General features: G+C 69.1%; 22 protein-coding genes and 1 pseudogene. 10 read left to right on the top strand and 13 right to left on the bottom strand.

Going from position 1 to position 26,887, the window contains the following annotated elements:
- Positions 1–186: 186 nt before the first annotated feature.
- The 4 genes from J1M39_RS10365 to J1M39_RS10350 are packed head-to-tail and all read right to left on the bottom strand — an operon-like array spanning position 187 to position 4,233.
- Positions 187–1,644: an ApeA N-terminal domain 1-containing protein gene (locus tag J1M39_RS10365; protein WP_206496755.1), complete on the bottom strand. Its 1,458-nt coding sequence runs from the start codon at positions 1,642–1,644 to the stop codon at positions 187–189.
- On the bottom strand, positions 1,641–2,429 hold the full coding sequence (locus J1M39_RS10360) for a TatD family hydrolase (RefSeq protein ID WP_206496754.1): 789 nt from the start codon (positions 2,427–2,429) through the stop codon (positions 1,641–1,643). Before J1M39_RS10360 ends, J1M39_RS10365 begins: the two co-directional genes overlap by 4 nt.
- Positions 2,429–3,727 (bottom strand): hypothetical protein, encoded by a 1,299-nt coding sequence (locus J1M39_RS10355; RefSeq protein WP_206496753.1) that lies wholly within the window; start codon positions 3,725–3,727, stop codon positions 2,429–2,431. The genes J1M39_RS10360 and J1M39_RS10355 overlap by 1 nt, the downstream gene beginning before the upstream one ends.
- On the bottom strand, positions 3,724–4,233 hold the full coding sequence (locus J1M39_RS10350) for a hypothetical protein (RefSeq protein ID WP_206496752.1): 510 nt from the start codon (positions 4,231–4,233) through the stop codon (positions 3,724–3,726). The genes J1M39_RS10355 and J1M39_RS10350 overlap by 4 nt, the downstream gene beginning before the upstream one ends.
- Before the next feature lie 169 nt (positions 4,234–4,402).
- Between J1M39_RS10350 and J1M39_RS10345 the strand changes: the two genes are divergently transcribed.
- Positions 4,403–5,410 carry an IS481 family transposase gene (locus tag J1M39_RS10345; RefSeq protein WP_206496751.1) on the top strand — a complete coding sequence of 336 codons (1,008 nt, stop codon included), beginning with the start codon at positions 4,403–4,405 and terminating at the stop codon, positions 5,408–5,410.
- Positions 5,411–5,676: 266 nt separating this feature from the next.
- Here J1M39_RS10345 and J1M39_RS10340 read toward each other — a convergent pair whose 3' ends face one another.
- From J1M39_RS10340 to J1M39_RS10320, 5 genes are all read right to left on the bottom strand, one after another.
- On the bottom strand, positions 5,677–7,494 hold the full coding sequence (locus tag J1M39_RS10340) for a P-loop NTPase fold protein (RefSeq protein ID WP_206496750.1): 1,818 nt from the start codon (positions 7,492–7,494) through the stop codon (positions 5,677–5,679).
- Positions 7,495–7,556: 62 nt separating this feature from the next.
- Complete coding sequence (locus tag J1M39_RS10335) at positions 7,557–10,352, bottom strand: restriction endonuclease (RefSeq protein ID WP_206496749.1); 2,796 nt, start codon at positions 10,350–10,352, stop codon at positions 7,557–7,559.
- Positions 10,336–12,315 (bottom strand): DNA methyltransferase, encoded by a 1,980-nt coding sequence (locus J1M39_RS10330; protein WP_206496748.1) that lies wholly within the window; start codon positions 12,313–12,315, stop codon positions 10,336–10,338. Before J1M39_RS10330 ends, J1M39_RS10335 begins: the two co-directional genes overlap by 17 nt.
- Positions 12,316–12,594: 279 nt before the next feature.
- Positions 12,595–12,735 (bottom strand): hypothetical protein, encoded by a 141-nt coding sequence (locus J1M39_RS10325; protein WP_206496763.1) that lies wholly within the window; start codon positions 12,733–12,735, stop codon positions 12,595–12,597.
- Positions 12,736–12,810: 75 nt separating this feature from the next.
- Positions 12,811–13,575, bottom strand: a complete 765-nt coding sequence (locus J1M39_RS10320; protein WP_069942012.1) for a CGNR zinc finger domain-containing protein — start codon at positions 13,573–13,575, stop codon at positions 12,811–12,813.
- A 167-nt stretch (positions 13,576–13,742) separates the two neighbouring features.
- Between J1M39_RS10320 and J1M39_RS10315 the strand changes: the two genes are divergently transcribed.
- Positions 13,743–15,398, top strand: a complete 1,656-nt coding sequence (locus J1M39_RS10315) for a thiamine pyrophosphate-dependent enzyme (RefSeq protein WP_049144858.1) — start codon at positions 13,743–13,745, stop codon at positions 15,396–15,398.
- A gap of 32 nt (positions 15,399–15,430) precedes the next feature.
- Here J1M39_RS10315 and J1M39_RS10310 read toward each other — a convergent pair whose 3' ends face one another.
- Positions 15,431–15,991, bottom strand: coding sequence for a GNAT family N-acetyltransferase (locus J1M39_RS10310; RefSeq protein ID WP_041103409.1), 561 nt, complete (start codon positions 15,989–15,991; stop codon positions 15,431–15,433).
- Positions 15,992–16,301: 310 nt separating this feature from the next.
- On the opposite strand from J1M39_RS10310, the gene J1M39_RS10305 reads away from it, so the two are divergent.
- From J1M39_RS10305 to adhP, 4 genes are all read left to right on the top strand, one after another.
- Positions 16,302–16,739, top strand: a complete 438-nt coding sequence (locus J1M39_RS10305; protein ID WP_010079970.1) for a DUF779 domain-containing protein — start codon at positions 16,302–16,304, stop codon at positions 16,737–16,739.
- Positions 16,736–18,163, top strand: coding sequence for a helix-turn-helix domain-containing protein (locus tag J1M39_RS10300; protein WP_036316757.1), 1,428 nt, complete (start codon positions 16,736–16,738; stop codon positions 18,161–18,163). Before J1M39_RS10305 ends, J1M39_RS10300 begins: the two co-directional genes overlap by 4 nt.
- 121 nt (positions 18,164–18,284) lie before the next feature.
- Positions 18,285–19,808, top strand: a complete 1,524-nt coding sequence (gene exaC / locus J1M39_RS10295) for an acetaldehyde dehydrogenase ExaC (protein WP_159228274.1) — start codon at positions 18,285–18,287, stop codon at positions 19,806–19,808.
- Positions 19,809–19,862: 54 nt separating this feature from the next.
- Positions 19,863–20,894: an alcohol dehydrogenase AdhP gene (adhP, locus tag J1M39_RS10290; RefSeq protein ID WP_036316753.1), complete on the top strand. Its 1,032-nt coding sequence runs from the start codon at positions 19,863–19,865 to the stop codon at positions 20,892–20,894.
- Between the two features lie 154 nt (positions 20,895–21,048).
- Here adhP and J1M39_RS10285 read toward each other — a convergent pair whose 3' ends face one another.
- Positions 21,049–21,951: an alpha/beta fold hydrolase gene (locus J1M39_RS10285; protein ID WP_206496747.1), complete on the bottom strand. Its 903-nt coding sequence runs from the start codon at positions 21,949–21,951 to the stop codon at positions 21,049–21,051.
- 48 nt (positions 21,952–21,999) lie between these two features.
- Between J1M39_RS10285 and J1M39_RS10280 the strand changes: the two genes are divergently transcribed.
- Together J1M39_RS10280 and J1M39_RS10275 are read left to right on the top strand one after the other, a co-directional pair.
- Complete coding sequence (locus J1M39_RS10280) at positions 22,000–22,440, top strand: hotdog fold thioesterase (RefSeq protein WP_036316750.1); 441 nt, start codon at positions 22,000–22,002, stop codon at positions 22,438–22,440.
- The gene (locus tag J1M39_RS10275; RefSeq protein WP_095347676.1) at positions 22,437–22,754 is read left to right on the top strand and encodes a putative quinol monooxygenase; all 318 of its coding nucleotides are present in this window, start codon (positions 22,437–22,439) and stop codon (positions 22,752–22,754) included. The genes J1M39_RS10280 and J1M39_RS10275 overlap by 4 nt, the downstream gene beginning before the upstream one ends.
- Positions 22,755–22,903: 149 nt before the next feature.
- On the opposite strand, the gene J1M39_RS10270 is transcribed toward J1M39_RS10275, so the two are convergent.
- Entirely contained in the window at positions 22,904–23,461 is a 558-nt protein-coding gene (locus J1M39_RS10270; RefSeq protein WP_063189317.1) for an SRPBCC family protein, read from the bottom strand.
- Between the two features lie 216 nt (positions 23,462–23,677).
- Between J1M39_RS10270 and J1M39_RS10265 the strand changes: the two are divergent.
- A pseudogene (locus tag J1M39_RS10265) lies at positions 23,678–23,914 on the top strand (IS5/IS1182 family transposase); the annotation flags it as partial.
- A gap of 9 nt (positions 23,915–23,923) precedes the next feature.
- Entirely contained in the window at positions 23,924–24,337 is a 414-nt protein-coding gene (locus tag J1M39_RS10260; RefSeq protein WP_036384294.1) for a DUF4259 domain-containing protein, read from the top strand.
- Between the two features lie 51 nt (positions 24,338–24,388).
- Here J1M39_RS10260 and J1M39_RS10255 read toward each other — a convergent pair whose 3' ends face one another.
- Positions 24,389–26,872, bottom strand: a complete 2,484-nt coding sequence (locus tag J1M39_RS10255) for a heavy metal translocating P-type ATPase (protein ID WP_159228204.1) — start codon at positions 26,870–26,872, stop codon at positions 24,389–24,391.
- Positions 26,873–26,887 lie beyond the last annotated feature (15 nt).

The raw sequence follows: 26,887 nt of genomic DNA, 5'->3' as shown, positions 1-26,887 counted from the left end.
CGGACGACCTGCTCGGGGGTGTGACGCTTCCTGCTGTTCGTCATGATCTGACCAGTCTCCCTGCCCGCGACCGCGGGCAACAGGACGACTCTCATAACGACTGGACCTACGAAACGGGGTCAGCCCATGGCGGATACGAATCCAACCGCGGGTCGAATCGCGCGATAAGAAGTCGCCACCATGAACTCAACGATCCCCCTTCTTGGATGCACGCTCCTGCGCGCCGAGCGGAGCACCAAGTAATCGGATGGCCTCAGAACGCACCGCCCGTTCGAGGATGTCAGCCACGATCGCCAAGTGCTGGGGTTCGAATGAGCCTGAGCCGTGCGACAGTGTGTTTCGGGCTCTTGTGAGAGCAGTCTGGAGCGGGAGCGTTCCTTTACCGGTGTCTTCCTTGCGAACGGCCTTGATCAGTTCGGTCTTCGTGAGTTCCTCCGAGACCTTGTCCGGCAGTCGCTTCAGCAGATCTGCGAGCGCCGAGTCGAGGCCCTGCTGAGCCTCCCGACGGAAGTTCTTGTTGATGAATGTGAAGTCGGCCTTCTCGAGAACTTGCTGGGCACGCGCGAGTACGCCCTCCCGCTTGAGGCTGTACTTCTCTTTGTCCGCCTCATGCTTGGCGCGGTTTTCAAAGCCGTATGACCCCTCCAGCGCTTGGAGCAGAAGTAGGAACCTTGAGCGGGGATGTTGGTCAGTAGCCGTTGCCATTGCACCGTAGGTCTCAAAGAGGGGATGCCTAGTCGTGATCTGTCGCTGCCAGGCATGTAGCAGGTCGAGCAGGCTCAGGCCGTCGTTCGCAAGGTTGACCGCCGAACGAATCTCCTCAACCGCAGCGCGGGTTGAGTTGACGGGCAGGTGGGTGATGTCCCAGCCGAACACCTGGTCGCGGTGCGAGCGCGGGGCGGCCTCATCGACCACCGCGAGAAGGTACCGAAGCTCACGGGGAGCACCCGTCAGGAGTGAGATGAGCTGGCGGAGAGGGCGCACCCACTCAAGCCACCAATCGACAACCGTCAATGGCTCGTCCAAAGTGAGGCGCAAGACGGGGCCGAAGGCCATCCTGAACTCGTAGCCGTCGAGCGCCCGCACGCTGTAGTCGTAGCTGAAAGTCATCGACTGGCCACCGCCGCTCCAGGTGAACTTGGCGTCCTTGTCGACGGTGGCCTCCCAGACTGGCTCGTCGCCAGCCTTCATCGGCATTTTGACCCGAGAGATTGGTGCGACCCCCGCGACCGATTCCAGACCCTCGATCTGGAGCTCGATAGAGGCATACTTCCGATGTTCCGAGGTGTTGAATGCCTCAAGTGACAGCGCTGCGAAGGCTCCCACGGCTCGGCCGCTTCCTGGGAAGCTGTAGCTGAGTTCGCCGTTCATCAGGGCCACGTAGGCCCCGCTTGAGAGCCGGCCCGTGAGGACGTCGAAGGCGTGGCGCTGCGGAAACGAGGCGACTCCTGTCGCCTCTTCGGACACCCACTCGATCGGCAGATCGCCGTACAGGATCCCGGTTGGGTACTTCCCCTGCTCGACGGTCAGGAGTCCCGGGATCGCCAGGTGGCCACCTCTACGGTCGGGCACCTGCCAGGTGATGAGGTACTCGCCGGTCTCAAACGGCAGCTTGACTGCTGAGGTCTCCTTGGCTGGCCTCATCGCGATGCTCCGTTCGCACGCGCGAAGGCGGTCATCCGCCGAACAGCGGCAGGGAGAAGGCCGTCAACGTTCGTCTCACCCACAAGGCGGACCAGGTTCGCCCAGACCTGCCCGCGGACAGCTTGGACATCAAGGCTGTAGATCCTCGCCAGCGCCTGTTCGACGTCGTCGACGGAACCCGGCTGTCGCAGCGAAGTGGATGTGCGATCACCGGACGGATGGTCGGTCTCGGCAAGAATCCGCTCGAGCGGGATCAGTGAGACGTCAGACGGGTACTTCATTCCTGCGGCGTTGATCGAGAACCAGCAGTCGAGTTCGATCGCCCGCAACGTCTCGGCCTCGTTGCCGCGCCACCAGTGGAGCACAGCGCCCTTGATCGGCGTGCGCTCCAGCGCGCCAAGGACGCGGCCCGACGCACCTGAACTGTGGATAGAGGCGACGCGGGGAGTCCTCTGAAGCGCGCTAAGCACCGAGGCGAATACCTGCTCCTGATCCGCAATGGGCACCTTTGAGCGCCCGTCTAACCCGATCTCACTCACGAAGGCGGTCGACGCGAGCAACGAGCCAAACCTCGTTGCGTCGAAATCCTGCTGCGCCTGCGCGACGCCTGGATGGCAGCCCACGCCCCAGATCGTAACCTGATCGCGGCGACCCTTCACAGACTCGTACTCATCCAACGATCGAGTCGCCGCGAACACGACCGCGCCGAGCCGCTCGAGGTCGGCTGGGCGAGTCTTCGGGTTGATATGCGCATGCAGGTCGAGCGGGGGAAGTTGGGGTGCCATCAGAAGAGCCCCCGCAGTTCCTCAACTCCCCGCCGGGAGAGCGCGAGCGCGTCCTGCGCGGTGTATCCCTCCGGCAGTGACATCGCCATCACGTCGCGTGGCCGGATGCCCCGGTCTACGAAGTCACGGAGCGGCTCAACGATCGACTTCTGATGCACGAACGCGCTGTACCTACCGCTCGCGTCGTCTGCCAGGTAGGTGGTCGCATCGGGAATATCAGAGGCGATGAACGCTGCTCGGCGAACGAGACAGCCGAAGCAGACCCCGCAGGAGGATCCGGCTGGCGCGCCGCTATAGCGCCCATCGGTATGCGAGCAGGAGTTGGTGCTACTGAGGTAGGCCGAAGCAGCGTCGACGCCGACAGTATCCGCGACCCGGCGGAACATCTCGCCCTTGGTGAGAGCCTCGAAGGGATTCTCGATACGGCCATGTCCGCCTACGCTCAGCATCAGTGCAGATAGCTCACGCAGGAAGCGCGGATGGGTCGTGTGAGTCGAGAGGCTGCCACGACGGTCGGGGCCGAGTGGCGGGTTCAGCGAGGCGAACCCGTTCTCGGCGATCCAGAGTGTCGATCCAGCGCGCTCAGCGACGGCGAGCCCCAGCGCTAGGAAGAGCAGCGAGCGCGAGCGGGTCGATGTCTCGCTTCTAAAGGATGACCCGTCAAGGCGCTTCGACCTTCGATGAAGATGGAACTGGTGATGTACCTGCCGAAAGTCGGGCACCAGGTCGGCGATCGCACCAACGATGCGCTGCTGTACCGGCGAGATCGCGGTTGAACTGTAGTGCGATACCAGTGATTGGGACTGGTTCTTTCCCAGTTCGACCGCAGTCAGCAGCGCCCCGGCGGCTGAATCCGCGCCGCCGCTCAGCAGCACCGTCCGGTCGTAGTGCTGCTCGTCGATCGGGAGGCCAGTCTCCTCGGCGGCCGGCGCCTGCGTGAAGCTGAATGTCCAGTAGTCACCGGAGAGGAACCCGACGGTTTGGGCTAACTGCTCGGCGTGGGATGTCCACACGGCGGGGTCGTCGACCTCCACAGTGAGATGAAAATCTCGATCGTTCCAGCTTGAGCCGCCCGCTTCGCGGAGTATGGAGCGATCCGATGCAAGGACTGCCAGCGCGATCCGGACGAGGTCGACGTTACGCGGGTTGACGGCACCAAGCCCAGCCAGGTGCGGATCGACACCGCCGGTGAAGGTCGTACGACCGTTGCGAGTCCACAGGAAGACCTCGTCGAAGCCGTTGGCCTGCTGGGCAAAGTCTGCGGTTGCTTCGGAGAGCGTGAGCAGTAGCCGTCTCATGACGCGACTCCGAAGATCGCCCCGATGTCACGGATCCCATTCTCAATGGCCTGGGCCATCTGCTGCTCCGTTGCGCCGTCCGGGCTCAGCGTCGCTTGGGCCGCGTACTCTGCCGCGACGTCACGAATCTGCCGTTCCAGGCTCCGCCGCTTCTCAAAGCTCGCGTCCTTGGCGTAGATCGTCGACGACACCTCGGTCAGAGCGGTCTCAGCGATCGTCGTTTCGATCGATTTCCTGACGACTTCTTCAGGCGTCGGCGGATGATCCGCGGGTTGCTCAAGGATCCACTCGACCACAATGGAGACGATGTCGCGTTCCTCGGCGTCAGCCAGCGTGCTATCGGCTTGGGACTCAAAGGCCGTCTCGACGATCTTGAGTCCAATCGCGACAGGGTCGCCGAGCGCTTGTAGCTGTTCGTAGTTGAGACCTGCCTCACGCAGGGCCTCGCTGTTGCCCGAAGAGTAGGCCAACGCCAGCCGGCCGGCGCGCCCAGCCGCGCGCGACACCCGCCCAACGGACCGCGTCGCGCCGCCTGACGAGCGGCCACCGCCTCCGCCTCTAGGTGTTGTGGGTCATGAGGTTCTTGACATGGGTACCGGGCTGAGATGAGACGAGTGGGCCTCTCCCGCAGGATGGAAGTTCCTACACCACCGACCTGCCAGAAGAGACCCGCTCATGACTCACGCTAACGCACCCCTGACTCCCACCGGCCGTCTCAGGATGGTCCACCGCCACCTGCACGACGGGATCCCGCAGGCGCACGTGGCCGCCGAGTTCCGGGTGAGCCGGCCCACGGTGGCCACCTGGGTCGCCCGCTACCGCGCCCAGGGAGAAGCCGGCCTTCAGGACCTGCCCAGCCGGCCGCACCGTTCACCTGCCCAGCTCGATCCGGTCCTGGTCGCCCAGATCCACGCCCTGCGGCGGGAGCGCAAGTGGTCCGCACGGCGCATCCATCACCACCTCGCCTCCGAAGGCCACCAGCTGTGCCTGCGCACCGTGGGGAGGTGGCTGCACCGACTCGGGATCTCCCGCCTACGGGACCTGACCCCGGCCGGAGAAGACCTGCGCCAACGACCCCAGAAGATCACCGCGAGAGGGCCGGGGCACATGGTGCACCTGGATGTGAAGAAGATCGGGAAGATCCCAGACGGGGGCGGCTGGCGCACCCACGGACGTGAAAGTGAAGCAGGCCGTGCTTCCAAGCGCGGGCCTGGCCGGCGGGTCGGCTACACCTACCTGCACTCGGCGATCGACGGGTACACCCGCCTGGCCTACACCGAGGCGTTGGAGGACGAGCGGGCGGCCACGACCGTGAGCTTCTACTGCCGGGCGCGGGCGTTCTTCGCCGCCCACGGCATCACCGTGGACCGGGTGATCACGGACAACGGGAACAACTACCGGGCTGCGGACTTCACCGCGAAGGTGGTCTCGCTCGGGGGCCGGCATCACCGGATCCGACCCTACACCCCGCGCCATAACGGGAAGGTCGAACGGTACAACCGGCTGATGGTCGATGAGGTCCTCTACGCCCGCCCCTACACCTCAGAGCAAGCTCGGCGTGAGGCCCTGGCGGTGTGGGTGAACCACTACAACTACCATCGGCCTCATACCTCCTGCGGAGACGCTCCTCCGGCCTCGTTGGCACCGGCCCGAGTCAACAACGTCATGCCCTCCTACATCTAGGACCACCACCGCCACCACCGCCGGGGCCGTCACTTCTCCCGCCACGTCCGCGCGAATTGAGCAGCACACGAAGCGCGGGCCGGAGATCTACCTTCGGTGACTGACCAGGGGTTCCTGGACGTGTTGGCTCCGTCTGCCCGTCGTCTCCGTTCGCGCCTCCAGCGTCGGAACCATCGGCGCCGCCTGGCTCACTTGCATCAAGCCATGCGGCGATGTTGTCGCGGAGATCGCCTGCGTCCTTCCCACCGCTGCCACCGAAAGAGCCGCTAGTTCCCATTGCCGCTCCATGCCTTCTCGACGATGCCTGCGGATTGCTGGAGCTGCTGGTCATCTGAGCCTGCCCGCCAAGCATCAAGTACCGGCCGATAGACCGTCTGATCAAGTGGACGCAACTTGATGATCGTCGCGGGCTCGACGCTTGCAGCGGGAAGGCCCCTCAGCGCCGCCACGACGCTCGGCTGTGTGGCCGGCTGCTGAGCAGCGAGGCGGAGCAGGCTCTCAACGGTGAACTTCTGCAAGGCAGGCTGGTCACGAGTACGGCGTCCGAGGTGGCTAACCAGGATCTGGGCGTCGCCCTCTGGCAGTAGCTTCAGGGTTTCGTCGGTAACGCCTGCGCGGTCGAGCTTCAGGCTCGACGTCAGGGCGACAGCAAGATCACGGAGTCGCTCGGGCATCTCAGTGTCGATTACCTCGATCTTGGCGAACGATGCCGCCAGGAAGAGATAGCCCGAAATGGCGGTGGCTTCGAGTGCGGGCGGAAGCTTCGCCCAGCGCCGGAGCGTGTCGCTGAAGTCGTCGTCGCGGGCGGACTCAGACTCGGGCTCCGGTACAGAGGCACTCTTCTTCGCGCGCGCCGCCTTCGGTGAGTCGTCCTCCGAGAGTTCGGGCGTTTCGCCCTCGCGCCCATCAACGCGACCATTGGCCGCAATGTCGAGCGCCTCAAGTTTGTCGCGTAGCTGATTCGATGCAAGCCACCCGAGCACAGTCTCGAAGTCGTCAGTGAGGATTCGCTCCAGCACCATGAGCTTGGCGACTTCATCGGGCTCCAACTCGAACCCACGACGCCGGGCGACCGACTGACGCACATTCAGATCGTTCAGGAACCGCTTGATCCGTCGCGGGTTGCCGTGGAACTTCTCGTAGAGGATCGGCGTGAGACGGGTGGCCGTAACGAGATGCTCCGCCACCGAACTGCCGTCCTCGATCTCCAGATCGTCCAGGCTGCCGCCGCCGATACGCAGTTCGTCACACTTGGCGACGAACGCCGCATAGGCCGTCTCATCATCACGGAACTCAGCCTTCGCGAGCAGCAGGAAGAGGTAGGCCTCGGTGTCGAACCGGCTGAGCGCGGGGAGCGGGATGGTCGTCTGGACGATCTTGTGCAGGTAGAGCTTGGCCGGGTCCTCATCCCCGTCCTTCGGAGCTGCTGTTCCGAGCTTTTGCCGGATCGCCTCGGCGACGCGGTCCTCATCAGCCGCGATCACGAAGGACATGCCCTTCGCCGAAAGGAACAGACGAATCGCTTCGAGTGACTCGACCACGGTATCGGGCAGGCAACGATCCAGATCGTCAACAAGCACCACGACACGCGAAAGATGGGCAAGAGCAGGGTCCGCCAACAGCGTTTCAAACTCTTCGCGGAAGGCAGCCATACCCTTCTGACTGTCGAGGCTCTCGGGCTCATCGCTAACCAGGCCGAAGACATCGTCAATCTTCGGTAGTTGCATCGTGATAGCGGTCTTGGCCGCCATTTTGACGGCCTTCGACCAGTTCACCTTGCGCACGAGACGCTTGAACGCGTCCAGGCCGGCCTTACCGACCGGGTCCTCATCGTTGAACTCGTTGCCGAGAGCACCCAGCACCTCAGCGATGAGGCTCTCCTTTGGCCCAATTGCGGGGTCATAGAGCCACGGCTGAGTCGGGATAACGAGCACCTTGCGATCGATATCCTCAGATCGCTCCGTGATCTCCGACTTGATCAGCTCGAGTACGCTGGTCTTGCCGCTGCCCCAGGCTCCAGAGAGGCCGATCGCAACTGGGTCCAGCCCATCGTCAAAGATTGCGTCCGCGGCGGTCTCTGCCACGGCACGAAACGCCAGTAGATCCTCGGTCGCTGGTTCGTCTGACCAGAGTGGATAGGAGGGGGTCATAGCGCGTCTCCATCTCCGCCACCGGCGGCTCCGCCGATAAGCAGCCCTGCCTTGTCGGTCGTGTAGTTGTAATCGACCGGCCCAATCGGTGCAGCATCGAAGTGGTGCTCGGCAAAGCGGATGCGCATGGCCTCGTCCCAGTCGAGGTCGTCGAGATTGCGGGTGTCCTTAGTCTCGCGGATGAGGTAGAGCCGCTGCGTGCCGTTCTCGTCGTAGACGATGGCCCAGTCCGGCGAGTACTCCCCCACAGGCGTGCGCACGCGGAAGCGGCGCGGCAGCTTGGTGAAGAGCTTGACGTGCTCGCGGTTGTTCTCGAGCTGTGCGGCGAAGGCACGCTCGACGTGACTGTCGTAGTCGACGTGGTCGTAGAGGTTCACGCCGCCCTCAGGCGCGGCGATGACGCCGTTCTTCGGATCGGGGTTGCCCGGCAGAGGCTGCGGCGGGTTCTTGGATTCGACTTCGAGGAAGACGACCTCGGCATCCCACCAGTCCGTCTCGTCGATGGGTTCGTAGCTGATACCGCGCACCATCTGTTCGATGGTCTCGATACGGATGGCGTTCGCCACGATGCGTGCCCAGCGGTCAGGATCATCGAGGACGTGCCGGGCGTAGTCGCGGTCGGGATAGTTCAGGATCTCGCGCACGATCCCAGCCAGGGTCGGGCGGGTGAGCTGGAGCGGGAACTTGCCGTACTGCAACTGATCCTCGATGAGCTGCACGACGTCGGGCAGCCGCTGGCCTGCAGCAACGATGCGCTCGCCGCGCGACTCTGCCACTGCAGAATCCGCAGTGACGACATGCCCCTCGTCGTCGTAGACGAGATCAGCGGACTGCACGACGTTGGCGCGGCGCTCGATGAACTCGAGGTCGGCCAGGTGTTCCGATGCTGCGAGCACGATGCGGAGTGCGTCCGGATCGACGGTGACGCGGTAGCGCGCCTTGTAGCGAATACGCTTCCACAGTTCAGCGAACTCGGGGCTCTCGAACAGGGCAGGGCGCCTGCGGACGACGACCTCATTGTCGGCGTTGTCGACCTCGGGGCCGGCCTCGCCGGAGCCACCACCAGAGGCGATGTATTCGGCATTCAAGCCGTCGCGGAACTCCGTGAAGGACTCGTCGACGATGAGCGTCAGCCTGTTGATCGCCGGGTCCATCACGCGGTGACCGTTCTGGTCCACCGGCAGACGCAGGCCACGGCCGATCTGCTGTCGACGCTCCAGCTCGGAGCGCGTGTGACGCAGGAACCCGACCTGGAAGACGTTCGGGTTATCCCAGCCCTCCTTGAGCGCAGAGTGGGAGAAGATGAACGCGCGCGGGTTGGCGCGGTCGAGAATGAGCTCCTTGTTCGCGATGATCTCCTGGTACGCCCGCGCCTCCAGCTCGGCGTCCGATGCACGCCCCGATGTGTCCTTCAGGATGCCCGTTTTGGTAGACGGGAAGTAGGCGACCCGCAGCTCGGCAGGGTCAGGCATCTCGCTCTCGGAATTGCCTGCCCGGAGCCACTCCTCACGGAACAGCTCGTCGAACATCGCAGGCAGCACCGCCTCGTCACCGGCGTAGTCAGCCACACGCTCGACGAAGAATAGCGACAGCACCTTGATGCCACGGTTCATCGAGTCGATCTGCCCCTGCCGAGCCAGGTGCGTTCGGATGGTATGGCGGATCTGATCACGCCAGACAGCCTCGGAATCCACGCCGGTCTCAGTCCCGGCCTGCACGACGAGCTTGTTCTCGAAGATCACCCGGTCGGGTTTACGTTCGATGCTCTCGACCACCAACCCGCGATACTGCGGCAGTTTGCCGGACTCCTCGAACAGGTCGGTGCCGTTCTGCAGCACCACCGGCACCCGCTTGCCACCGGCCTTGTGGATGACCGCCTCGGCCATCAGGCGCTTGCGGACGCTCCGAAGCTTGTCGAGGCGCACGTACGGCTTGCCATCCTCGCCGGCGACGATTCCCTTGACCGATACCCGCTTGACCAGACCAGCCTCGGCGGCCTGCTTCGGGCCGAGCCTGTGCACGAGGTTGAACGACTCCTTGTGCGTTGCGCTGTAGCGCAGCGCCACCAGCGGATTCAGTGTGGCAATCGCCTGACGGCGCAGCGGCGTCGCCATGTTCTGCGGCTCGTCAATCAGGACAACCGGACGAGCCTTCGCGATCTGCTGCACACCACTGAGCGAGTCTCCCCACAGCTGTGGCTGCTCAGCGCTCGCGTAGAGCGTGTTCTTCTCCGGCTTATCGAGCGCCTGCACGCCTGCCACCAGGAACTGCACCGTGCCCGACGGCTCGGTGAAGTCGCTCAGCGCCGAGTTCTCGCCCAAAACACCCCATGTGTACGGGACGCCGGGATACTTCAGCCGGAAGTGCTCCTCGGTCTGCTCGAACGTCTTGACCACGCCCGCACGAATCGCGATCGAGTGGACGAGGATGACGAACTTCCGCAGCCCATACAGCTCCGCCAAGCGCAGCGCCGTCGAGATGTAGACGTATGTCTTACCCGTACCGGTCTCCATCTCAACCGAGAAGTTCGGGAACTCCCGCTCTGCGCCCTCGAGATCTGTCTCCGTAAGCAGCTCAAGCTGCGCCTGCGGATCAACGGCCTCACGAGCCGTGATCATCGTCAGGTTGTCCGCGAGGACGGAGCGCTCCAGCGTGAAGCCTGCGTGCCCGTCCGCGCCAGGCGCCTGTCCAGCGAGCGCATCGCGCGGCGGCACGAGGGCACCCTCAAACAGGTCGACCACCGCGGAGACGGCGGCCGACTGGTGCGGCTGATCGTCAAAGCGAAACTTCACGAGGCACCCGCTCCAGAAGAATCAGCTTTGACTGCAACCGCGGCGCCAATGTCAGCGTCACCGAGTCCTCGGCCTGGTCACCACGAAGAATCAGGGTGTCGTCGTCGCTCAGTCCCAGCGCATCCGCTGTCGCCAGCGAGAACGCATCGAGCGAGATCAGGAGACGTCCTGTGGACGTATTGCCCACGGCAGGCGTGAACTCGTAGACGACCACGCCGTCCACCTCATGCGTCGTCACGCGCGTATCGAGCCTCGTTCCCGTGGCCTTGAGCGCCACCTCCCACGCAACGTCGAGCGGCTTCGCACCATCAACCACCGGAGCGCCCGCCGTGTGGTCGAGCACCTGCGTCAGGTAGCTCTGCCCGGTCATCTCCGGAAGCGCGAACAGCGGCTTGTCGATGACGAGGTTCGTCGGACGCGTGCGGAAGATCCGGAAGCCCAGCTGTGGCGCATCGAGCGTCTCCTGTTGCAGGGAGGCCGCCGCACGGCGCAGTCGCTCCGCCGTCACCTCGAAGATCGTCTCGTACCCGGCAGCCAGCGCGTTCTTGCCCGACTCCTCGGACGCATCAGGCTTCTCGGGCACCTGCACCAGAATCCAGTGCCGCGTCTTGCCGTCTTTCGGGTTCTGCTCCCACACTGCCTGGCCCGTCGAACCGGATCCCGCGAAGAAGTCAAGGATCAGGTCGCCGTCGTCGGTGATGGCGTGGAACAGGCGGGCGAGCACTTCCGTGTCCTTCGGGTAGTCGAACACGGTTGTTCCCATGAGCTTGTCTAGCGCCTTCGATGCGGCACGGCGATCCTTATAGAAGACGGACGCGGGTGCCCACTCCTCATGCTCATGCAAGTAGGACTTGAGCTGGAGGCGCCCGCCCTCCTTCTTGGGATAGACGATGCGATCGTCATCGGCGAACGCCTCCATCTTCTCCCGTCCGTAGGCCCAGCCATTCGCGTGCGGTTCGTGACCGCGGAATGTGTAGACGAGATTGGGCCTCGGGTTCGGGCTTCTTAGATCTGACGCGAAGTAGACACCTCGAGCATCAATCACGCGATAGTGCTTGTGCGCTTTTGCGGGGGCTTCGTCAGGCAGTGAGTTGTACCAGGCCTGTAGCGCCGCCGTTGCCGCCTCATAATCTGTACCGTGAACAGCGCGTAGCTCTTTGACCTTCCCGTAAATCTCGTCGAGACCGGCCTTGCGCTCACGCCAGCGCGCGTCCTGTTCGCGCAGATAGGTGTGGTCACGCGCGTAGGCCACCACGTAGTCGTGTCCAACGGAGATCTGACGAGCATCGTTCTTACGGCCGCCATTCCAGATGAAGTTGCCGACGAAGTTCTCTGCGCCAAATACGGCATCGAGCAGCAGCCGCAGGTGGTGGACCTCGTTGTCATCAATGGAAACGAGGATCACGCCGTCGCGGCGCAGCAGGTGACGCGCGAGCGCCAGACGCGGGAACATCATGGTCAGCCACGGCGCATGCTTGCGCCCGCCGGTCTCGATCCGGCTGGTCGTGGCGTTGCCCTGGTCATCAACCTGACCGGTCTCCTCGAGGTACTGCCGCTCGGGCACCGCGAAGTCGTCGTTGTAGGTGAACGTGTCGCCGGTGTTGTAGGGCGGGTCGATGTAGATCAGCTTGACGGCCCGCGAGTAGCCGTTCTTCAGGAGCTTGAGCACCTGCAGGTTGTCGCCCTCGATCAGGACATCACGAGCATCCGGCCAGCGCAGGGAAGCGTCCTCGTCGGGCACAAGCGTTGCTGTAGTGGGGACACGCGCGTCCTGGCGTGCTCGCTCGATCCCGGGCCAGGTGAAGGAGAAGGCAGGCTTGACCTCGCCGTCAAGGCCAAGCGCCCCGAGCAACGCATTACGATCAAGTTCCCCATCGAGGAAGGCACTGGGCACCAGGTCGCGGAGCTGGGCGAGCAACTCTTCGTGAGCGTTTCGGGTCTCGTCCGGCACCGACGGGGTCATCGGGCGACCTCCTGGCGATGGGCGTCACGGTTACACGTTGTGCTGCTGGGGCCGTGCGACCACCTGGTGCTGAACGTTGTCATGCTGCGCTGGTTCTCCTCCGCGCTGAGGCGCGTTTTGAGTTGTGCTCTCGGGGCATGTCCTACGCTACCGATGACCACTGACATTGTTAGGGTGCCGCGCCGGAGGCGGTGCCGCGAGGGGTCTCGCGACGGGGAGCCTGACCGGCTCGACCGGACGTTGCGATCTGTCCAGGTTCTCTCACGTGAGCCGCCCCCTTCATTCGGTCCGGACGTTCTGTGAGTCGTCGGTTTCCATTTGATGGGTGCACTGCCGAGCGTACTCGGCTGGGGTTAGGTAGCCGAGCGAGGAGTGCCGGCGGTGGTGGTTGTAGGAGTGGGCGGGGGTGTGCTCGCTCATGCCTCGCAGGCTAGGGGTGTCCGGTCGGCCGACGGAACCACGAGGCCGCCCCGTCCCCCGGCGGGTGGGGCCGGGTCAGTCCTTCTTCTTGTCCGACTTCTTCTTGCCGGCCTTCTTCTCCGCCTTCTTGCGGGCCTTCTTCTCCGCCTTCCTGCGCTCCTTCTTCTCCTTCTTGGTCTCCCGGCGGGGCTCGTCGGCGGCGGCCTCGGAGTCCACGACGGCCTCCGGCGCCTCCGCCTCCTCCGGCCCGGCCGGATCCGCCGCGGGGGCGGACTCCGCCGCCTCGGCCAGCCGTGCCCGGTAGGAGCGCACGTGGGTGCGGTTGGCGCAGTTGGCCTCGTCGCAGAACCGCTTGGACCGGTTCCGGCTGGCGTCCACGAGCGCGTTCTCGCAGTCCTCGCCCTCGCACACGCGCAGGCGGGTCAGCTCGCCGTCCATCGCGGTCTCCGCCAGCGCGAGGGCGGCCATCGCGGCCAGCCGCTCCACCGCGTCGGCGGGGACCTGCGCCGGGGCCAGCCCGACGACGTCGCCCCCGGCCGTCAGCCGCAGCGGGCCGGCCGCGGCGAGGAGGGCGTTCACGCGCTCCACGGCGGCCGCCTCGTCCCCGGCGGCGAGGGCCCAGACCTCGGCCAGACGGCCGCGGAGCTCGCGGCCACGCACGGCCGCGGCGGCGGCCAGGCGGAGGCGGACCTCGTCCTCCTGGAGCTCAGGGACGAGGGAGGGCAGCTGCGTGGCGGCGGTGAACCGTTCGTCGGCCGGCTGACCGCCCCGCAGGCCGGGGGCGGTGTTCAGGAACGCGGCCAGGGAGGCGAGGCGGGAGAGCGTCGGCGCGGAGAGCATGGGGAAAGCGTACGGCGGGTCCGCCCTCCCGTCACCGGCTTCACGCCGCGTATCGGGTGGCCTCCGGCGCCGTCCCGTCCAGTACCCTGACCCCCACGGACCCCGTCTGCGCGGCGGGGTGCACCCACGGGGCCGGAGGGGCCCCCGAACCAGCACAGGAGACCTCCATGTCCCAGACCTCCCAGGCGACCGGTCGCCTCTCCGCCGGGCACGTCATCGTCAAGACCCTCGAGTCCCACGGCGTGAAGCGCGTCTACTCCGTGCCGGGCGAGTCCTACCTGGACGTCCTGGACGGCCTGTACGACTCGGGCATCGAGAACGTGGTGTGCCGCCACGAGGGCGGCGCCACGTACATGGCCGAGGCCGACGGCAAGATGAACGTGGTCCCCGGCGTCGCCATGGTGACGCGCGGCCCGGGCGCCGCGAACGCCCACGTCGGCCTGCACACCGCGTGGCAGGACTCGACGGCGCTCGTGCTGTTCGTCGGCCTGATCCCGTTCGAGCACCGCGACCGCGAGGCCTTCCAGGAGTTCGACCCGCACGCCTGGTTCGGCACCGGTGCGAAGCGCGTGATGGTCCTGGACCACCCGGAGCGCGCCTCCGAGATCGTGGCCGAGGCCATGTTCGCCGCCAGCTCGGGCCGGCCCGGGCCCGTCGTCGTCGGCCTGCCGGAGGATGTGATCCGCCAGGAGATCGACGCGCACCTGCACCCGCAGATCCCCGTGGCCCCGGGCGGCATGACCGTGGAGGACTGGAAGTCCCTGCACGCCGCGCTCAAGGAGTCCCGCAAGCCGCTGTTCATCACCGGTGGCAACGACTGGACGGACGAGGGTGCGCAGACCCTGACGACGTGGCTGGAGGAGCACAAGATCCCCGCCGCCGCCGAGTGGCGCACCGAGGGCACCGTGCCGTTCTCCTCGCCGTCCTACGTGGGCCCGATCGGCTACGGTCGCCCGAAGCCGACCTACGACATGCTCGAGGAGACCGACCTCATCGTGTTCGTCGGCACCGTGCCGGGCGACGTCGTGACCAACGGCTTCACCATCCGCCAGAACTGGGACAAGAAGAACTTCCTGGTCACCATCGACCCGTCCCTGCGCGGCCGCTCCGGCCCCGTGTCCCACCAGATCGTGGCCAAGCCGGACGTGTTCATCCGCGACCTCGTCCGCATGGAGCTCGAGGTCAAGCCGGAGTGGGAGGAGTGGACCTCCCGCATGCGCGGCGAGCAGGAGAAGTTCGCGGCCCTGCCCCCGGCCGAGCCGTCCGAGGGTCAGGCGAAGATGGCCACCCTCATGGCCAACCTGGTGCCGAAGCTGCCGAAGGACTCGATGATCTCCCTCGGCGCGGGCGAGCACACCAACTGGGCGCACCGGTACTTCCCGACCGAGGGCTACCGCGCCATGATCTCGGCCCGCAACGGCTCCATGGGCTACTCGGTGCCGGGCGCCGTGGCCGCGTCCCTGAACTTCCCGGACCGCACCGTGGTGACCATCGCCGGCGACGGCGAGTTCCTCATGAACGGTCAGGAGCTGGCGACCGCCGCGCAGTACGGCGCGAAGCCCCTCGTGATCGTCATGGACAACCAGGAGTACGGCACCATCCGCACCCATCAGGAGCGCGAGTACCCCGAGCGCGTCTCCGGCACCCAGCTGAAGAACCCCGACTTCGCCGCCATGGCCCAGGCGTTCGGCGGCTTCGGGGTGCGCGTGGAGCGGGACGCGGACGTGCCGGCGGCCGTGGACGCGGCGCTCAAGGCGGTCCAGGAGGAGGGCCGGTTCGCGCTCATCCACCTGATCGTGGAGCAGCGCGTCAAGGCCTACTGAGGCCGGCGGCGCGGTCCCCGCCGTCCCTCCGGTCAGGCCGCCGTCGTGGGGACGTCGAAGCGCAGCTGGGGCACGGGGAAGGGCGCACCGTCGAGGTCCGCCTCGACCCGGTCCCGCAGCACGCCCCCGCACGCACGGATCGTGGCCACGGAGGCGGTGTTCGTCTCGTCGCACGTGAGCAGGGCGGCGGGCACCCCGCGTGCGGCCAGCAGCGTCAGGGCGCCGCGCAGCAGCCGCGCGGCGTGGCCCCGCCGCCGGAACGCGGGGCGCACCGCATAGCCCACGTGTCCGTTGACGTGCCGCAGCGCCTCGTTCAGCTCCCACCTCACGGACACCCGGCCCACCAGATGGCCCGCCTCGTCCACGCCCACGTAGAAGGAGGCGGGCACGCGGCCGGGTTCGACGTCGCCGCGCGCCTCGGCGGCGAACGCGCGGCGGATCGCGGGGAAGGAGCGGGTGCCGGCCATCAGGAAGTCGAACCCCTCCCGATGCAGCTCGGCGTCCGCCTCGCGCGCCGCGATCTCGTCCGCGGCGCGCAGCGGGCGCAGCAGGAGGCCGTCCACGGTGACGGTGGGGCTGGGGTCCGGGAGCATGTGCCGAGTGTACGAGGGGGACGCCGGGCGTGGCCGCGTGAGCCGCCCGCCGCCCCAGCCCTCGTGCTTTCCCCACCTCGCTTTCCCCACCTCCGCGCCACCCCCGCGCCGTGAGCCAGACGTTTCGGTCGTGATCAGCCCCTGATTGCAGCCGAAACGTCTGGCTCGCGGCGAAGCACCTGGCCCTGCGCGCGACCCAGCCCCCCGGTGCACCCTCCGGGGCGCTCCCATGACGCCAGGTGGGGTGACGTGGATCACGTTGCAGGCTAGGGTGGGGGGACCGACGATCGCCCATCCCCAGGAGGCCGCAATGACCGTGCCGTCCTCGTCGGCGGAGCATGCGCCCGCGCTCGAGGCTCGCCCCGAGATGCCGGGCGAGACCCTGTCCCGCGTCGCCATGACGTCCGCGGCGCTCGAGCTGATCCGCCGACTCCTCCCGATCCATGGCCCGCTCATGTTCCACCAGTCCGGCGGCTGCTGCGACGGGTCCGCGCCCATGTGCTATCCCGCCGGCGACTTCACGACCGGCGCCGCCGACGTCCTGCTGGGCACCTTCGCGCTGCCGGCCGAGGGGGACCAGGCCGCCGTGGAGATCCCGTTCTGGATGTCCGCCGCCCAGTTCGAATACTGGAAGCACACCCACCTCACCCTGGACGTGGTGGACGGGCGCGGCTCCGGCTTCTCCGTCGAGGCCCCCGAGGGCAAGCGGTTCCTGATCCGCTCGCGGTTGATGGCAGGCTCGGGATGAGCTCGACCCTCGCCACCGGCGCCTACCGACGCGCCGTGGACCGGGCCCACGAGTCCCTCGCCGCGGTCCGCCTGTCGCTCGCGCCGTCGTCGCCCACCGCTCCGGCCGGCGCAGACCAGGGCCTGCGCGCCGCCCTGCAGGGGCTGCGGCGAGAGGTCCGTGAGTCCTGGCTGCGCTCCCTCGGCGCCCTCACCCCCGCGGTACCCGGCCAGACCGACCCGGCCACCCTCTCCGACGACGACCTCGCCGCCGCCCGCCGAGACCAGCGCCTCGCCGTGGCCCTGCCGGTGGTCCGCCGCATGCTCATCCACCCCGCGGCCGAGGCCGGGATGCTCGCCGCGATCGGCAACGCGCGCGGCCACCTGCTGTGGGTCGAGGGCGACCGGACCGCGGTGCGCCACGCCGAGACCATGGGCTTCGTGGCGGGCGCCGACTGGTCCGAGGCGTCCATGGGCACCTCCGCCCCCGGCATCGTCCTCGCGACCGGCGCCCCCACGCAGGTCAGCCGCGGCGAGCACCTGAGCCCGCGCGTGCACCCGTGGAGCTGTTCGGCCGTCCCGCTCACGGACCCGGCCACCGGGCGGCTCGTCGGGGTCCTGGACCTCACGGGCGGGGAGGACGCCGTCAGCCACCTCGCCCTGCCGCTGCTCCAGGCCACCGTGGACGCCGTGCACGCCGCCTGGCGGGACCTGCCCGCCCCGTCCCGGGGCCGTCCCCGCGGCACCGCCCCGACGCCGGGCCCCTCGGCTCCGCCGTCCGCCTCGCCGGGGCCGAGCCCCGCCGCCGCGCCGCACCGCCACGACGCCGCCGCGGGCCTGTTGCGCGTCACCGGCCACCTGCCGCCCACGCTGGACGGGGTCGAGCTCACCGGCCGGCACGCCGAGATCCTCACCCTCCTCGCGTGGCACGGCCCGGGCCTGACCGGCGCCGAGCTCGAGGTCGCGCTGTATCCGGAGGAGACCGCCGGGCCCCGGCCCGCGCCGGGCGATTCCCCCGCCCGCGCCATCTCGCTGCGCGCCGAGGTGCATCGACTCCGCCGGGCGCTGCGGGACGTGGGGGCGCCGGTGGCACTGCTGTCCCGGCCGTACCGGCTCGTGGGGGAGGTGCACGCGGACCTGCTGTGCGCGCGGGAGGCGCTGCGCGCCGGGGATCTGGACCGTGCGCTGCACGCGGCGGCCGGGCCGGTGCTGCCGCGGTCGGCGTCCCCCGGTGTCGCCTCGATCCGCGCGGAGCTGGGGGAGGCGCTGCGCGAGGCCGTCGCCCAGGACGCGGATGTCGAACAGCTCTGGGCCTACCTGGGCCGCCCCGAGGCCCGCGACGACGTCGAGCTCTGGGGCGCCGCCCTGCGTCTGCTGCCGGCGGACTCGCCGCGGCGGGCGCTCGCCGTGGCCACGCTCGAGCGGATCGAGCGGGACCTGGCCTGACCCGGCCCGCCCCTCACCCGCGCCCGGCTGCAACCTCCGTGCAACATCCTTGTGACTAGGGTCACAGCCACGGCAGGGCGCCACCGGCGCCGAGGCAACCGCAGGCAAAGGAGCCAGCACCATGACCGTCTACGCATTCCCCGGCACCGAGGGCGCCAAGGTCGAGTTCAAGTCCCGCTACGAGCACTTCATCGGAGGAGAGTGGACACCCCCGGTCAAGGGCCAGTACTTCGAGAACGTCACGCCCGTGACGGGCAAGGTGTTCTGCGAGGTCGCCCGCGGCACGGCCGAGGACATCGACGTCGCCCTCGACGCCGCCTGGAAGGCCGCCCCGGCCTGGGGCGCCACCTCGGCGGCCGAGCGTGCGCTCGTGCTGCACCGCATCGCGGACCGCATGGAGGAGAACCTCGAGATGCTGGCGGTCGCGGAGACCTGGGACAACGGCAAGGCCGTCCGGGAGACCCTCAACGCGGACCTGCCGCTGGCCATCGACCACTTCCGGTACTTCGCCGGCGCGATCCGCGCGCAGGAGGGCGGCCTGTCCCAGGTGGACGAGGACACCGTCGCCTACCACTTCCACGAGCCGCTCGGCGTGGTCGGCCAGATCATCCCGTGGAACTTCCCGCTGCTGATGGGGGTGTGGAAGCTGGCGCCCGCGCTGGCCGCGGGCAACGCCGTCGTGATCAAGCCCGCCGAGCAGACGCCGGCCTCGATCATGGTGTTCATCGAGCTGATCGCGGACCTGCTGCCGGCCGGCGTCGTCAACGTGGTCAACGGCTTCGGCCTCGAGGCCGGCAAGCCGCTCGCGCAGTCGCCGCGCATCCGCAAGATCGCGTTCACGGGTGAGACGACGACGGGCCGGCTGATCATGCAGTACGCCTCGGAGAACATCATCCCGGTGACCCTGGAGCTGGGCGGCAAGTCGCCCAACGTCTTCTTCGAGGACGTCATGGCGGCCGACGACGCCTACTGGGACAAGGCGCAGGAGGGCTTCACCCTGTTCGCGCTGAACCAGGGCGAGGTCTGCACGTGCCCGTCGCGGGCGCTCGTGCAGGAGTCGATCGCGGAGAAGTTCCTCGACGCCGTCGTGGAGCGGACCTCGCGCATCGTGACCGGCAACCCCCTCGACACGGACATGATGATGGGCGCCCAGGCCTCCAACGACCAGCTCGAGAAGATCACGTCCTACCTGGACATCGGCCGTCAGGAGGGCGCCGAGGTGCTGATCGGTGGCGCCCGCGCCGAGATGGAGGGCGAACTGGCCGGCGGCTACTACGTGCAGCCCACGATCTTCCGCGGGGACAACTCGATGCGCATCTTCCAGGAGGAGATCTTCGGGCCGGTGGTCTCGACGACCACGTTCACCGACTTCGACGACGCCATGCGGATCGCCAACGACACGCTCTACGGGCTCGGCGCCGGCGTGTGGTCCCGGAACGGCAACACCGCCTACCGCGCGGGCCGGGCGATCCAGGCCGGCCGCGTGTGGGTGAACAACTACCACGCCTACCCGGCCCACGCCGCGTTCGGCGGGTACAAGTCCTCCGGCATCGGCCGCGAGAACCACCTGATGATGCTCGACCACTACCAGCAGACCAAGAACCTGCTCGTCTCCTACTCCGAGGACAAGCTCGGGTTCTTCTGAGCCGACGCCGGCACCGCACGACCCCCCCTCCCCACTCCACGAAAGGTGATCCCCATGACCACGATGAAGGCAGCCGTCGTCACCCAGTTCGGCACAGAGGCCGACGTCACGGAGGTCGAGCGCCCGACGCCCGGCCAGCACCAAGCGCTCGTGAAGCTCATCTCCTCGGGCGTCTGCCACACGGACCTGCACGCGATGGAGGGCGACTGGCCGGTGAAGCCGACCCCGCCGTTCATCCCGGGCCACGAGGGCGTGGGCATCGTCGAGGAGGTCGGACCCGACGTCGAGAACCTCAAGGTCGGGGACATGGTCGGCAACGCGTGGCTGTGGCGAGCGTGCGGCCACTGCCAGTACTGCCGCACCGGGTGGGAGACGCTGTGCGAGGAGCAGGTCAACGGCGGCTACTCCGTGGACGGCTCGTTCGGTGAGTACATGCTCGTGGACGCCCGCTACGCGCCCGTGATCCCCGAGGGCGCGGACCCGATGGAGGTCGGCCCGATCCTGTGCGCCGGCGTCACGGTGTACAAGGGGCTGAAGCAGACCGAGGTGCGGCCCGGGCAGTGGGTCGTGATCTCCGGCATCGGCGGCCTGGGGCACATCGCGGTGCAGTACGCCGTGGCGATGGGCATGCGCGTGGTGGCCGTGGACGTCGCGGACGACAAGCTGGCGCTCGCCTCCCGGCACGGCGCGGAGCTGACCGTGAACGCGAACGTCGCGGACCCCTCCGTGGAGATCCAGGAGAAGATCGGCGGCGCCCACGGCGTGCTCGTCACGGCCGTGCACCCGCAGGCGTTCGGCCAGGCCATCGCGATGACCCGCCGCGGCGGCACCATCGTGTTCAACGGCCTGCCCCCGGGCGACTTCCCCGCGCCGATCTTCGACATCGTCCTCAAGGGCCTGACCATCCGCGGCTCGATCGTGGGCACCCGGCAGGACATGGTCGAGGCGCTCGAGTTCTACGCGGCCGGGAAGATCCACCCGACGTTCCACACCCGCCCGCTCACCGAGATCAACGACGTGTTCGAGGAGATGCGCCACGGCAAGATCGAGGGCCGCGTCGTCATCGACTACGCGATGCAGGACTGACGTGCCGCCTGGGCATCCGCTGGGCGCGGGGTAGTATCGACACATCACACGCACCAGTGCGACGGCGGTCGTCCCGCCCGGAGATCCGGGCCGGGGCGGCCGCCGTCGTCGTCGCGGGGACGGGACGGGCCGCAGCGATTCCGGTGCGCGAGCCTCAGCGGGCCGCGGCCGGGGCGACGCCGTCGCGCAGCCACTCCAGCGTGGCCGGCCAGAAGGCCGGCGCGAACCGAGCGTGGAACAGTCCGAAGTGCCCGATCTCCGCGACACCGAGCTCCTCCGGCCGCACCCGCCAGCGCACCGTCTGCCGACCCGGCGAGTAGGCGTCCGCGCGGTCGAGGGCGGCGTCGGTGCCGAAGTCGTCGTCCACGGGCGCCACGATCAGCGCGTCCGCCGTGAACGCGGCCAGACGACGGCGCAGCTCGTCCCGGCCGGCGGTGGTGCGGGCGCTCGCGGTGAAGTCGCGGCGACTGCGCGCCCAGTCCAGGGCGACCCCGCGCGGCAGGTCCTCGAGCCAGCCGAGCCGCCGCCCCGGGAAGTGCCCGCGGGCCAGCGTGATCGCCGGCATCGCCGCGTGCCAGCGCGCCCACATCCGCGCCCTCCCCGGCCGCGCCCGGTAGTCCCGCCAGTGGGCGTGCTGCCCGCCGACGGCCACGTGCCGGGCCACGTGACGCGCCTCGTCCGCGAGCCCGACGCCGAACCCGCCGAAGCTGTGGCCCACCGTCAGGAGGGGGCCGGGCAGGCGCGTCCGGGCCCAGCCGAGCACGGCGTCCGCGTCGAGGGCGCCCCAGTCCGCCCACCGCGCCCGCCGCGCCACGGCGAACGGCTCGCGGGACTCCCCGACACCCCGGTAGTCGAACGTGACCGCGTGGAACCCGTGGCCGGCGAGGAACTCGGCGTAGCGCCGGTAGTACGTGGCCTTCACCCCGGTCGCGGGGGCGATCACCACCGCGCCGGCGGGCCGGGCCTGGGGCGCCGTCGTGGGGGCGAAGTGGCGGGCCGCGAGCACGAAGCCGTCGCGGGCGCGGAGGCGCGCGGGGGTGGAGGTGGTCTGCGTCACGCCGCCACCCTAGGCGCGGGGCGGCGCGACCTGCGACACAATGGGCCCATGACTGAGACCCCCCAGAGCTCGTCCGGCCAGAGCCGGGACGAGATCCTCGCCCGCCTCGAGGAGATCTACGCGAACGACCCCGCGGTGCGCGAGCACGGCGTCACCCTCGGCGAGGTGGCCGAGGGCCGCGTGGTGCTGCACCGCGACGTCACCGCGGACATGGTGAACTCCCACGAGATCTGCCACGGCGGCTTCCTGTTCCACCTCGCGGACTCGGCGCTGGCGTACTGCGTGGCGACCTTCGGCGCCGCCCCCGTCACCCGGCGCGCCGAGATCACCTACGTGGCGCCCGCCAGGCTCGGCGCGCACCTCGTGGCGACCGCCCGCCAGTCGGTGGAGTTCGGTCGCGACCGCATGATCGAGGTCGGCATCGAGGCGGACGGCCAGCTCGCAGCCTGGTTCACCGGCCACTCCACGAGCCCGCGGGTGCACGCGTGAGCGCCGGGCAGGGCGCGACGACGGCCGGTCCGGTCATCGAGTCGGTGGAGCTGCACGTGGCCGCGGGGGCGGAGGCGGCGTTCGAGGCCGCCGTCGCCGAGGCCGAGCCGCTGTTCCGGGACGGGGGCGCGACGTCCTTCGCACTGTCCCGGCAGGTGGAGGACCCGGCGCGCTACCGGCTGCTGATCGGCTGGCGCACGCTCGAGGACCACACCGTGGCCTTCCGCGAGTCCGACGCGTTCCTCGCGTGGCGTGCGCTCGTCACCCCGCACCTGGCGCAGCCGCCGGCCGCGACCCACTGGTCCGCCGTCTGACCCCCGCACCCCCCGTTTTCGTTCGGGAAACGGCGGTCCCCGGCGCGTTTTCGTTCGAGAAACGGCGCGAGGGCCGACCGTTTCCCGAACGAAAGTGCCCGACACGCCGCCGTTTCCCGAACGAAAGTGCGGACGGAGACGGGGTCGGTTCAGAGGTGACGGCCGGCCAACCGCGTGAGGCTCGACTGGATGCCCCTCCCGTTGTCCGCCGGCACCCGCAGCAGCTCGTACGCACGGCGCACGGCCGGCCGGGCCCACGAGTAGTCGAAGGTCTCGGTGACCTCGGTGGTGCCGTCCCCGTTGTCCTGGAACGCCCAGCGCCACCGGTGTCCGCCCGGGTGGGCCCACTCCACGAGCTCGTCCTCGTCCACGGCGGTGGCGGTCAGCGTCATCGTGTACGGCACCCCGTACTTCCGCATGGCCACGCGGAACCGGTCGCCCACGGCCAGCCGGTGCGGCCCGCTCACCTTCGGCCGCACGGTCCCGGACCCGTCCGCCTCGTGATGGCGGTGCGGGTCCGCGAGCATCGCCCACAGCTCGTGCGCCGGCGCGGCCACGGTGGCCCGGTAGGACACCTGGTGCTCGCCGGTCTCCACGCGCTCGGGCCACGCCGCCTGCGGGGCGGCCTGCGGCAGCCCGGACGACGACGGCGCGGCGGCGGACTCGGTCTCGGGGGTGGCGGACGAGGGGGTCGGCTCGGTGTTCATGCCGCCCAGTCTAGGAACCGCCGCGGACACCGGAAGTGGAGGCGACGGCACCCCCTCGGCGGGACACCACAGCACTCTTGCCGGGGGCCCGCCCCGGGCCTAGGGCGTGTCTGAGAATAGATGCACGAGTCAGCTGAGACCCTGGGGACATGTCCCGGTTCCAGATGCTCTCCGACGCCCAATGGGAGTTGATCGCCCCGATGCTCCCGACCCGGACCGGCCGCGCCCGACCAGCAGGGCCACCGCAGACGGCGCGGTGCCCGCGGCGGGCGCCCCGTCAGCCTCGACGCGGCCGCCTACAAGGGCCGCAACGTCATCGAGCGCCAGTACGCGCACCTGAAGCAGTGGCGGGGCCTGGCGACCCGGTATGACAAGTACGCGATCATCTACAGGGCCGCTGTGGTCCTGAATGCTGTGATCGCATGGTCAAAACGATTGTCAGACATGCCCTAGGGTCAGGTCATGGGCGCATGGGGCAGAAACGTCTTCCAGAACGACACCGCGCTGGACATCGTGGACGAGGTCCTCGACGGTACCTTCGACCTCGACGAGTTCCGCAGGAACTTCCGTCGCGACGAGGACGAGGGCCACCTGACCGCGAGCCAGGGCGCCGCACTCCTCACCCTCGGGGCGCTCGTGCGGATCGCCCGGAACGAGGACCACGCGGACCTCGAGGCCCTGCTCGAGCACGCGGAGACGGACGAGGTGGACCTCACCGCCTTCATCGACCAGTTCTCGGACGAGGACGTCGAGACCCTGCGCGAGCTGATCGGCGTGGTCATCCGCGAGCCCTCCTGCTCCGAGCTCTACCAGCTCTGGGAGGAGTCCGGGGAGCTCGAGCAGTGGCTCGAGTACTCCCGCGAATGCCTGCCCTGACCGGCCGGCCGGGCCGGGGTGGACCCGGCCCGCGCTCGGCCCCGCCCCGGCTCAGCGCGCGTAGCGGGTGAGCCGCAGCGAGTTCAGCACCACGAGCACGCTCGAGGCCGCCATCGCGCCGCCGGCGATCATCGGGTTGAGCAGGCCCAGGGCCGCGACCGGGATGCCGAGCACGTTGTAGAGGAACGCCCAGAACAGGTTCATCCGGATGATCCCCAGGGTGCGGCGGCTCAGGTCGAGCGCCTGGACCACCTGGTGCAGGTCGTCGCCCATCACGGTGATCTGCGCGGCCTCGCGGGCCACGTCCGTCCCCGAGCCCATGGCGATGCCCATGTCCGCCGCGGCGAGCGCCGGGGCGTCGTTGACGCCGTCGCCCACCATGGCCACCACGGCGCCCTCGGACTGCAGGCGCGTCACCACGTCCACCTTGTCCTCGGGGCGCACGCCGGCCACCACGTCCTCGGCCGGGATCCCGACGGCCTCCGCCACCTGGGCGGCGACGGCGGCGTTGTCGCCGGTCACCAGCAGCGGGCGCAGGCCCATCTGCCGCAGGCGGGCGATCGCGTCGGCGGAGGTGTCCTTCACGGTGTCCCGGACGGACAGGACGCCCGCCACGCGGCCGCCGACCGCGACCCACACGGCCGTGGCGCCGGCCTGCTCCGCGGCCTCGAACGCGGCCCGGTGCTCGGCGGGGATGCCGCCGTCGAGGGCGGTCTCGAGGACGGAGCCGCGGCCGACGGCCACGCGGACCGGATCCGGGCCGGCGGCGCCGTGCGCGCCGGAGCCGGGTGCGCCGTCGTCGTGGGGGAGGGCGACCAGCCCGGACACGCCGCCGCCGGCCGTGGAGGCGAAGTCCGCCACGCCGGGCACGGTCAGGCCACGCTCCTCGGCGCCGGCCACGATCGCGCGGGCGATCGGGTGCTCGGACCCGCGCTCGACGGCGGCCGCCAGGGTCAGCAGGACGTCGGCGGCCTGGTCCGGCGCCGTTTCGTCAACGAAAGCGCTCCGGGAGGCGCCCGTTTCGGCCACGAAAGCGGGGTCGAGGACGAGCACGTCCGCCAGCGCCATGCGGCCCTCGGTCACGGTGCCGGTCTTGTCCAGCACGATCGTGTCCACGGTGCGCGAGTCCTCGAGCACCTCGGGGCCGCGGATGAGGATGCCCAGCTGCGCGGCGCGGCCGGTGCCGGCCAGCAGGCCGACCGGGGTCGCCAGGCCGAGGGCGCACGGGCACGCGATCACGAGCACGGCCACGCCGGCGCGCAGCGCGGACGGCAGGTCGCCGGTCACGATCATCCACACCGCGAAGGTCAGCACGGCGATCCCGAGCACGATCGGCACGAACACGGCGGAGATGCGGTCGGCCAACCGGGCCACGCGCGCCTTGCCGGTCTGCGCCTCGGAGACGAGCCGCCCCATCTGGGCGAGCGTCGTGTCCGAGCCGACCCGCGTCGCGCGGGCCACGAGCCGGCCCGAGGTGTTCAGGGTGGCGCCGGTGAGGGCGTCCCCGGGGCCGACCTCCACGGGCACGGACTCGCCGGTGAGCAGGGAAGCGTCCACGGCCGAGGTGCCCTCGAGCACCTCGGCGTCCGTGGGCACCTTCTCGCCGGGGCGGATCAGCACGACGTCGCCCGGCGCGAGGGACTCGGCGGGCACCGTGCGCTCGTCGTGGGTCTCGGGGTCGTAGAGGGTGGCCTGGGCCGCGCCCAGGTCCAGGAGGGCCCGCAGCGCGGCGCCGGCCTCCCGCTTGGCGCGGGCCTCGAGCCAGCGGCCCAGCAGCAGGAACGTGGTGATGACCGCGGCCGTCTCGAAGTACAGGCTGTGGTGGGCCATCTCCGCCATGGTCCCGCCCACGTGGGCGGTCATGTCCGGCGCCAGGATCAGCTCCACGGCCGAGAAGGAGAAGGAGACGAGCACGCCCAGGGACACGAGGGTGTCCATCGTGGACGAGCCGTGCCGGGCCGCGCGGAACGCCGCCGAGTGGAACGGCCACGCCGCCCACAGCGCCACGGGCGCCGCCAGGGCGAACGCGACCCAGCCCCAGTGCGGGAACTGCAGCGCCGGGACCATGGAGATCAGCACGAGCGGCACCGTCAGCACCGCCGCGCCGATCAGGCGCGGTGTGAGCACGTCCTCACTCGGACCGTGGGCCATGTGGTCGTGGTGGTCCACGCCGTCATGGTCCGCGGCATGCTCCTCGCCGTGCTCCTCGCCGTGCTCCTCGCCGTGCTCGGAGGTGTGCGCGTGCCCGGCGTGTCCGGCGTGTCCGGCCGGCGGGGCGGGACGGCGCACGGTGGCGCCGTACCCGGCCTTCTCGACGGCGGCCACGAGCTCCTCGTCCGACACGCCGGCGGGCGCGGTGACGGTCGCCTGTTCGAGCGGCAGGTTCACGGACGCCGTGACGCCCTCGAGCTTGCCCAGCTTGCGCTCGACGCGGCCCACGCACGAGGCGCAGGTCATGCCGGTGACGTCCAGGTCGACGCGGCGGGTGGTCTCGGACTGCGGGCCGGCCGGGGTGGAGGAGGCGGGGTGGGTCATGGCTGTCTCTTATAC

Origin of the sequence: Micrococcus sp. KRD077 (genome assembly GCF_017168505.1) — a bacterium.
GTDB classification, from domain to species: domain Bacteria; phylum Actinomycetota; class Actinomycetes; order Actinomycetales; family Micrococcaceae; genus Micrococcus; species Micrococcus luteus.
Note: the sequence above shows the minus strand (reverse complement) of the source record. Positions and strands in the feature narration are given on the sequence as shown.

Excerpts from the sequence above, each read along its gene's own strand:
- J1M39_RS10365 (WP_206496755.1), bottom strand. The coding sequence starts at position 1,644 with ATGAGGCCAGCCAAGGAGACCTCAGCAGTCAAGCTGCCGTTTGAGACC.
- J1M39_RS10360 (WP_206496754.1), bottom strand. The coding sequence starts at position 2,429 with ATGGCACCCCAACTTCCCCCGCTCGACCTGCATGCGCATATCAACCCG.
- J1M39_RS10355 (WP_206496753.1), bottom strand. The coding sequence starts at position 3,727 with ATGAGACGGCTACTGCTCACGCTCTCCGAAGCAACCGCAGACTTTGCC.
- J1M39_RS10345 (WP_206496751.1), top strand. The coding sequence starts at position 4,403 with ATGACTCACGCTAACGCACCCCTGACTCCCACCGGCCGTCTCAGGATG.
- J1M39_RS10330 (WP_206496748.1), bottom strand. The coding sequence starts at position 12,315 with ATGACCCCGTCGGTGCCGGACGAGACCCGAAACGCTCACGAAGAGTTG.
- J1M39_RS10325 (WP_206496763.1), bottom strand. The coding sequence starts at position 12,735 with ATGAGCGAGCACACCCCCGCCCACTCCTACAACCACCACCGCCGGCAC.
- J1M39_RS10320 (WP_069942012.1), bottom strand. The coding sequence starts at position 13,575 with ATGCTCTCCGCGCCGACGCTCTCCCGCCTCGCCTCCCTGGCCGCGTTC.
- J1M39_RS10315 (WP_049144858.1), top strand. The coding sequence starts at position 13,743 with ATGTCCCAGACCTCCCAGGCGACCGGTCGCCTCTCCGCCGGGCACGTC.
- J1M39_RS10310 (WP_041103409.1), bottom strand. The coding sequence starts at position 15,991 with ATGCTCCCGGACCCCAGCCCCACCGTCACCGTGGACGGCCTCCTGCTG.
- J1M39_RS10305 (WP_010079970.1), top strand. The coding sequence starts at position 16,302 with ATGACCGTGCCGTCCTCGTCGGCGGAGCATGCGCCCGCGCTCGAGGCT.
- J1M39_RS10300 (WP_036316757.1), top strand. The coding sequence starts at position 16,736 with ATGAGCTCGACCCTCGCCACCGGCGCCTACCGACGCGCCGTGGACCGG.
- exaC (WP_159228274.1), top strand. The coding sequence starts at position 18,285 with ATGACCGTCTACGCATTCCCCGGCACCGAGGGCGCCAAGGTCGAGTTC.
- adhP (WP_036316753.1), top strand. The coding sequence starts at position 19,863 with ATGACCACGATGAAGGCAGCCGTCGTCACCCAGTTCGGCACAGAGGCC.
- J1M39_RS10280 (WP_036316750.1), top strand. The coding sequence starts at position 22,000 with ATGACTGAGACCCCCCAGAGCTCGTCCGGCCAGAGCCGGGACGAGATC.
- J1M39_RS10270 (WP_063189317.1), bottom strand. The coding sequence starts at position 23,461 with ATGAACACCGAGCCGACCCCCTCGTCCGCCACCCCCGAGACCGAGTCC.
- J1M39_RS10260 (WP_036384294.1), top strand. The coding sequence starts at position 23,924 with ATGGGCGCATGGGGCAGAAACGTCTTCCAGAACGACACCGCGCTGGAC.
- J1M39_RS10255 (WP_159228204.1), bottom strand. The coding sequence starts at position 26,872 with ATGACCCACCCCGCCTCCTCCACCCCGGCCGGCCCGCAGTCCGAGACC.